At 67.4% G+C, this 734-nt stretch carries 1 protein-coding gene; it reads right to left on the reverse strand.

Translation table 11 applies throughout. The features are described from left to right. The coding region (locus tag C1I93_RS30820; RefSeq protein WP_498070743.1) for a phosphoglucose isomerase-related protein at positions 1–734 on the reverse strand (734 nt) is incomplete at both ends.

The raw sequence follows: 734 nt of genomic DNA on the forward strand, positions 1-734 counted from the left end.
GTTGGTTGGCCATGACCTTGCCGAGTTCGACGCCCCACTGGTCGAAGGGGTTGATGTCCCAGATGACACCCTCGGTCAGCACGATGTGTTCGTAGAGGGCGACCAGTTGGCCGAGGGTGGCCGGGGTGAGTTGCCCGGCCATGATGGTGGTGGTGGGGTGGTTGCCGGGCATCACCCGGTGGGGCACCAGCTCCGCCGGAGTGCCTTCCGCCGCGACCTGCTCGGCGGTGCGACCGAAGGCCAGCGCCGCGGTCTGGGCGAGGAAATTCGACATGAACAGGTCGTGCATCTCACCGATGTCGTGGTTCGGCTCGCTGAACCCGATGAAGTCCGCCGGCACCAGCCGGGTGCCCTGGTGCAGCAACTGGTAGAACGCGTGCTGGCCGTTGGTGCCGGGCTCACCCCAGTAGATCTCCCCGGTGTCGTACGACACCGACTGGCCGTCGGTACGCACCGACTTGCCGTTGCTCTCCATGGTCAACTGTTGCAGGTACGCCGGGAACCGGTGCAGGTACTGCGAGTACGGCAGCACCGCGTGGGTCTGCGCGCCGAGGAAGTTGGCGTACCAGATGTTGAGCAGCCCGAGCAGCACCGGGGCGTTGCGAGCGATCGGCGCGGTGCGGAAGTGCTCGTCGACGGCGTGGTAGCCGGCCAGCAGCTCGTCGAAGCGGTCCGGCCCGATGGAGAGCATCACCGACAGGCCGACCGCCGACGGCAGCGAGTAGCGCCCGCCC

The sequence above is a fragment of the Micromonospora endophytica genome (assembly GCF_003236305.1).
Lineage (GTDB): Bacteria > Actinomycetota > Actinomycetes > Mycobacteriales > Micromonosporaceae > Micromonospora > Micromonospora endophytica.